This is a genomic window from Citrobacter sp. Cpo069 (assembly GCF_030332785.1).
GTDB lineage: Bacteria > Pseudomonadota > Gammaproteobacteria > Enterobacterales > Enterobacteriaceae > Citrobacter > Citrobacter portucalensis.
In genome coordinates, this window is sequence record NZ_JAOWHD010000024.1 from 1 (window position 1) to 6021 (window position 6021).

The following is a 6021-nucleotide window of genomic DNA, read 5'->3' on the forward strand; positions in this document are numbered from 1 at the left end:
GGCACTGTTGCAAATAGTCGGTGGTGATAAACTTATCATCCCCTTTTGCTGATGGAGCTGCACATGAACCCATTCAAAGGCCGGCATTTTCAGCGTGACATCATTCTGTGGGCCGTACGCTGGTACTGCAAATACGGCATCAGTTACCGTGAGCTGCAGGAGATGCTGGCTGAACGCGGAGTGAATGTCGATCACTCCACGATTTACCGCTGGGTTCAGCGTTATGCGCCTGAAATGGAAAAACGGCTGCGCTGGTACTGGCGTAACCCTTCCGATCTTTGCCCGTGGCACATGGATGAAACCTACGTGAAGGTCAATGGCCGCTGGGCGTATCTGTACCGGGCCGTCGACAGCCGGGGCCGCACTGTCGATTTTTATCTCTCCTCCCGTCGTAACAGCAAAGCTGCATACCGGTTTCTGGGTAAAATCCTCAACAACGTGAAGAAGTGGCAGATCCCGCGATTCATCAACACGGATAAAGCGCCCGCCTATGGTCGCGCGCTTGCTCTGCTCAAACGCGAAGGCCGGTGCCCGTCTGACGTTGAACACCGACAGATTAAGTACCGGAACAACGTGATTGAATGCGATCATGGCAAACTGAAACGGATAATCGGCGCCACGCTGGGATTTAAATCCATGAAGACGGCTTACGCCACCATCAAAGGTATTGAGGTGATGCGTGCACTACGCAAAGGCCAGGCCTCAGCATTTTATTATGGTGATCCCCTGGGCGAAATGCGCCTGGTAAGCAGAGTTTTTGAAATGTAAGGCCTTTGAATAAGACAAAAGGCTGCCTCATCGCTAACTTTGCAACAGTGCCGAAAAGACCACCCAGGATGATCGGTGTCTTTTCTTCAGTCAGAAGGGTTTCAAAGGTTGGCTGGAAGGGCTTTCGGTCAGCGGTCAAAGCCTCAAAAATCAAAAGTGCATCGAGGTCACTGGCGATTTTTCTGAGTTTTCAACTTTTCTGTTTTCCGTGAAACCGTTTGGGCGTGAGTGGGCATTATCCGAATTCAAACAAGCCCCCGAAAAGCCTGGCAAGCTGGTGCGTGATTTCACGCAACGATTCACTCCGCAATACATCGATGCCTGGTTGCTCAATGACAAGCCCAAGGAGTCAAGCGAGTCGTTTCGAACGTGGTCGAGCGTCGCCGTTCAAAAATTGATTTATTGTCTGCCGACGGAAATCAGGTCCGAAGGGGAAGATGCCCAGGTATTCTTTCGTGGAGGGCGATCCCTACCGATTCCTATCGAAAAACACACGTGCTGGGACAAGATCAATTTTGAACTGATCCATGATGTCTGTGAGTGGGTCTATGCCACGCCTCGCGAGGCAGAAACGAAGTTTCAGCTGCTAAATAACCATGTCGGCATCAACTGGAGCGCTGCGGAAACCTGGCCGTCCGGGACCAATGATGTTTTGCCTAATAGTTTTGCCGGCGCGAAGGAAGCTTTCGCTTTCCATCTTCAAGAACAAAGTAAAGAGGCCGTCAAGAGCCTGGGAGATCTCCGAAAAGGCTTGCAAGAAGAGGTCAACAAAACCCAAACCGCAACCCGGGACTTGGTTTCGGCGCTTTGGCGAGATTTTGCCGTAGCAGGCGTCGTAGCTGCGCTTAAAGCCCCCGTATTACCCAACGCCATTCCAGACGCTTCTATGAAGGTTCTCCAGCTTGGTGTCGCTGTGTTGTTGTTCCTGAGTATCTTGGTCAGCACTGTCTCCAGCTTGAGGTTCAACAACCTGGCAGATAACAGCCGACGGGACTGGCGGAAAAAGCTGTATAGCTTCATGTCGGATACGGACTGGAAACGACTGGTGGAGAATCCCATCGGTTCGGGACGAGCCGTCTATTGGGTTTCTTGGTCATTCTGTCTTGTACTGTACTTGGTGATGATCAGGTATTTCTTGTCGCTTGCCGTCCCTGACTTCATCCTCATTTATGTCGATGCTCCCTTAAATCATCTGCTGGACTGTCTTTGCGCCGTCCTGTCAATCCGCTGTTAGTCACTGGCGTTAGTCTTGCCGAAGATCTGCGCGGACGATACTTTGATTAACGCTTATCTCAGCAAGTGGCCACCAGCCCAGAAGTCGATTATAGCTGCGCTTATTTTTTTTCTATAATAATCAGTGTGGTGTGTTTTTTCTGCTCATTGACCAAAGCTTCACCTCTTTGAATTCTGATAAAACTGCGCAGTGTTTGGAACGCAAAAAAACCAAACACAGGGAAAGTGGCTATTGCCAACCACATGAAGTGTGAGCCGAGATTATAGTAGCTAGGGAGAATGAGTGGTGATATGGATAAATAAGCGAATATAAAATAGGCGCTAAAATGCGCAGTCTGTCGCCACCTTCTGGAAAATTTACTTTTTACCTTAGGTCTGTAGACCACTCGATTCAGTTTCGCATTGAACTCAACATAATTCCTTGCTAGAGCGTAATCTTTCAACGACTTGTCTGGGTTTTCCAGAGAGATAAGATAAGCAATGTCAGTCACGTTTATGGATGTTGTACCCGCCAATGCATAATAGCCTCGCTGAACGGCAAGATGGTGAAGGCCGTCAGGGTGTTCCATGTCTTTAAGAAAATCCTTAGCAAAGCGGTAGTCGTCCCTTAATTTGTGTTTGCTGCTGGAGGAGTGTTCGTAGATGATCTTTGCAACACCTGCTATTACACCCACAGGACTTAAAAGCTTCAGGATATTTTCTATTTCCATTACCACAATGCTCCATTTGAGATGGTTTATAAATTCAGCACTACGTTTATGGTATTAAATATTGCATCTTAACCTCGGTTCGGACCTAACCATAGGTACTGAGCCTGTGTACTTTATTCTCATCGTTTCGTTCAGCTTACCGTTGGTTAGGTAAAATTAAACCACGCCCTTGCAGGATGGTAGGCGGTCCGTATCCGAGATTTTAAATATTACCGCGACTATGAGTCAGTTTATATTGCGCTTTCGAGTTGGCTATTATGCACTAATTAATCTTCGAGATTAGATTACTCGACCACTTAAGAGTGCTTCAGCTATGTTCTTATTCAGTTGCGCGATTTTTACGTTGCCTGAGGCGTGGGCAACTACGGTTGTTCCGGTAATTAGGCTTAGAAGCTGCGGGAGGATGATGTCCGCCTTTTCAGGTTCCACGAGCTGGGATAACCGCTTCATAATGAAGTTGGCCCATTCATCGAAGTGCACACTAACTTTGGCGCGCAGAATTTGCGATGCGTCATCATTAAAGTCATTCAGGCCTCGGGCAAATGCACAGCCTCTGAAATCTTGTTCGGAAAACCAATACTCAAGGAAATCAAAAATTGCCAGCAGCTCGGCTTTTGGATCGCCGCAAACTCGCGCAGCGTACTTGTCAAGGTTCGTAAATCGCAGCCAGTGCCAAAAATCCAAATAGGCGGCAATAAGATCCGCTTTAGAAGGGAAGTAGTTATAAAAAGTTCTCTTCGACACACCACTCTCAGCAATAATTCGATCAATTCCGACAGTGTGCACACCGCGTTCATTAAAGAGGACGATTGCCGTCTTTAATATACGATCCCGGGGCTTGAGAGATGCAATGTCCTCAAAGAGAAGGTCTTTGAAACTAGAAGCAAAATTCGTCATAGAAATTCTCCAGCCTGCACCCTACCAAGGGTACACAGATCTGTCTACTTTTTTCTTGAAAAGGTAGACAGATCTGTGTACTTTTTGCTGACTGGCTTGGCCCAGTCACAAAATATTCAAGAGCGCTGGAGACACAAAATGCCCAACTTCAATGATTTCTCGTTCAAAGCACAGCCTTGGTACAACGAAGCGGAGTTCCGCCCGCTCTTCGCCAAGGCGGTGAGTCTCAATACCATCGTCATCCACTGCTTCGATCCACGTGCTTCGGAAATACCGGCCGTTGTTGCCAAGCATTTTGGCGAGGTCTACCCGGGCGAAAACGTTCTCGATGAAGCTGGAAATCGGGTAGGACATACGACGACATTATTCCCCGTGTCTGTCGCTGGTGGTCGTGCCGTCGCAGGTGTGCAGTCAATTGCGACGATGGTCCATCTCTTCGGCATCAAAAGGGTTGTGGTTGTGCACCACTCATTCTGCGGTGCGACGTCGTTCACCAATGAAGGCATCATTGACGCGTTCAAACATGAGCACGGCAGCGATATTTCCTCGGCGTTTGACCATGACAGCATCTGCATTTCGGATTTCGAGACCTCGCTCAAATACGATGTTGGAGTTGTTCGAGCAAATCCGGGGGTGCCAGCGAACGTCGAGATCTACGGCTTCTTCTACAATATCGACACGCTGGAGCTGACTGAGGTAGTGAGCGACATTCCTGACCAGGCCGAGGCTTGATTTCAGAGCGGCGACTGACAGTGGTGGTCGCCGCATTTTGCATGCCGTTGGATATGGGCTTCAGCCCCCAGGTGGCGGCACGTCGTTCGTTGAAGAGACCCCTTGACCGCCCAATAATGGCGGTGCGGCCGTTGCTGGCTCTCGTACGGAGGTCGGCAGCTTTAAACTATCTACTTAATTGGTAAGCCGTCTCCGGCGATCGATGCCCCCCGCGCGATGAGCTCCTGACATCTCGTCCCTGCTAAGCCACGCACGTGAAGGTCTGGGTAGGTGACTCGCTACAGTATTCTCCCTTAGCCGACTGCTGACGATCTCGTTCCGCTCCGTTTCATCGCATGCTCGACAAGTATCCACAGAGCTTTTCTTTGTAAGCCTCCAACGCGTTTGTATTTGGAACACTGATCCATGTCACCACAACATCAGTTGGCTTATAAGATATTTTGGAAGGGCAGAAGCCAGACTGGGAACTACTAACTAAGTAAGTCGCAGCCTGGACATTCTGTAAGCAGATTAAACGAAAGGCGGTAAATCAAGTGCGTGCGGAATTGTTTCCACCAGCCCACTTGTCACGGCCTTGAACGAAACTTCAAATCGCGTGCCGACCAGGTGTTCAAATGCTGTCGCGCTGAAGACGCTGTAGAGTTCGTCGCGGGAGTACTTGGCAAGCACATCTTTTACTGATTGTTGAGACATTCGTGACACACCGGTGCCGAAGACATCACAGATAGCGCCGCGCGTAACCAAGAATGCCTCTGCGCCATGTTCCTCAGCTGGAACGTGATAATTAAGGTGCACGGCAATGGCGTGCGCCACCGTATCGGCATGCTCGCGCGCGAAGCCCTGGCCTAACAGGAAGTCTCGGGCACTGTTGCAAATAGTCGGTGGTGATAAACTTATCATCCCCTTTTGCTGATGGAGCTGCACATGAACCCATTCAAAGGCCGGCATTTTCAGCGTGACATCATTCTGTGGGCCGTACGCTGGTACTGCAAATACGGCATCAGTTACCGTGAGCTGCAGGAGATGCTGGCTGAACGCGGAGTGAATGTCGATCACTCCACGATTTACCGCTGGGTTCAGCGTTATGCGCCTGAAATGGAAAAACGGCTGCGCTGGTACTGGCGTAACCCTTCCGATCTTTGCCCGTGGCACATGGATGAAACCTACGTGAAGGTCAATGGCCGCTGGGCGTATCTGTACCGGGCCGTCGACAGCCGGGGCCGCACTGTCGATTTTTATCTCTCCTCCCGTCGTAACAGCAAAGCTGCATACCGGTTTCTGGGTAAAATCCTCAACAACGTGAAGAAGTGGCAGATCCCGCGATTCATCAACACGGATAAAGCGCCCGCCTATGGTCGCGCGCTTGCTCTGCTCAAACGCGAAGGCCGGTGCCCGTCTGACGTTGAACACCGACAGATTAAGTACCGGAACAACGTGATTGAATGCGATCATGGCAAACTGAAACGGATAATCGGCGCCACGCTGGGATTTAAATCCATGAAGACGGCTTACGCCACCATCAAAGGTATTGAGGTGATGCGTGCACTACGCAAAGGCCAGGCCTCAGCATTTTATTATGGTGATCCCCTGGGCGAAATGCGCCTGGTAAGCAGAGTTTTTGAAATGTAAGGCCTTTGAATAAGACAAAAGGCTGCCTCATCGCTAACTTTGCAACAGTGCC

The 6021-nt window shown here is 49.8% G+C and carries 7 protein-coding genes; 4 read left to right on the forward strand and 3 right to left on the reverse strand.

Annotated elements, in window-relative coordinates:
* Window positions 1–63: 63 nt before the first annotated feature.
* Window positions 64–768 carry an IS6-like element IS26 family transposase gene (locus tag OGY08_RS00480; protein ID WP_001067855.1) on the forward strand — a complete coding sequence of 235 codons (705 nt, stop codon included), beginning with the start codon at window positions 64–66 and terminating at the stop codon, window positions 766–768.
* Between the two features lie 277 nt (window positions 769–1045).
* A complete protein-coding gene (locus OGY08_RS00485) occupies window positions 1046–2002 on the forward strand; it encodes a hypothetical protein (RefSeq protein ID WP_137496473.1) in 957 nt (318 codons plus the stop codon).
* 100 nt (window positions 2003–2102) lie between these two features.
* Here OGY08_RS00485 and OGY08_RS00490 read toward each other — a convergent pair whose 3' ends face one another.
* Window positions 2103–2711: a hypothetical protein gene (locus OGY08_RS00490; RefSeq protein ID WP_008433900.1), complete on the reverse strand. Its 609-nt coding sequence runs from the start codon at window positions 2709–2711 to the stop codon at window positions 2103–2105.
* Window positions 2712–2990: 279 nt separating this feature from the next.
* Window positions 2991–3608, reverse strand: a complete 618-nt coding sequence (locus OGY08_RS00495) for a TetR/AcrR family transcriptional regulator (RefSeq protein ID WP_281959997.1) — start codon at window positions 3606–3608, stop codon at window positions 2991–2993.
* Between the two features lie 138 nt (window positions 3609–3746).
* On the opposite strand from OGY08_RS00495, the gene OGY08_RS00500 reads away from it, so the two are divergent.
* A complete protein-coding gene (locus tag OGY08_RS00500; protein WP_008433904.1) occupies window positions 3747–4340 on the forward strand; it encodes a carbonic anhydrase in 594 nt (197 codons plus the stop codon).
* A 510-nt stretch (window positions 4341–4850) separates the two neighbouring features.
* Here the strand turns inward: OGY08_RS00500 and OGY08_RS00505 are convergent.
* On the reverse strand, window positions 4851–5264 hold the full coding sequence (locus tag OGY08_RS00505; RefSeq protein WP_286565362.1) for a hypothetical protein: 414 nt from the start codon (window positions 5262–5264) through the stop codon (window positions 4851–4853).
* On the opposite strand from OGY08_RS00505, the gene OGY08_RS00510 reads away from it, so the two are divergent.
* Window positions 5265–5969, forward strand: coding sequence for an IS6-like element IS26 family transposase (locus OGY08_RS00510; RefSeq protein WP_001067855.1), 705 nt, complete (start codon window positions 5265–5267; stop codon window positions 5967–5969).
* The last annotated feature ends 52 nt before the right edge of the window (window positions 5970–6021 follow it).

Excerpts from the sequence above, each read along its gene's own strand:
- OGY08_RS00500 (WP_008433904.1), top strand. The coding sequence starts at position 3,747 with ATGCCCAACTTCAATGATTTCTCGTTCAAAGCACAGCCTTGGTACAAC.
- OGY08_RS00495 (WP_281959997.1), bottom strand. The coding sequence starts at position 3,608 with ATGACGAATTTTGCTTCTAGTTTCAAAGACCTTCTCTTTGAGGACATT.
- OGY08_RS00490 (WP_008433900.1), bottom strand. The coding sequence starts at position 2,711 with ATGGAAATAGAAAATATCCTGAAGCTTTTAAGTCCTGTGGGTGTAATA.
- OGY08_RS00510 (WP_001067855.1), top strand. The coding sequence starts at position 5,265 with ATGAACCCATTCAAAGGCCGGCATTTTCAGCGTGACATCATTCTGTGG.
- OGY08_RS00480 (WP_001067855.1), top strand. The coding sequence starts at position 64 with ATGAACCCATTCAAAGGCCGGCATTTTCAGCGTGACATCATTCTGTGG.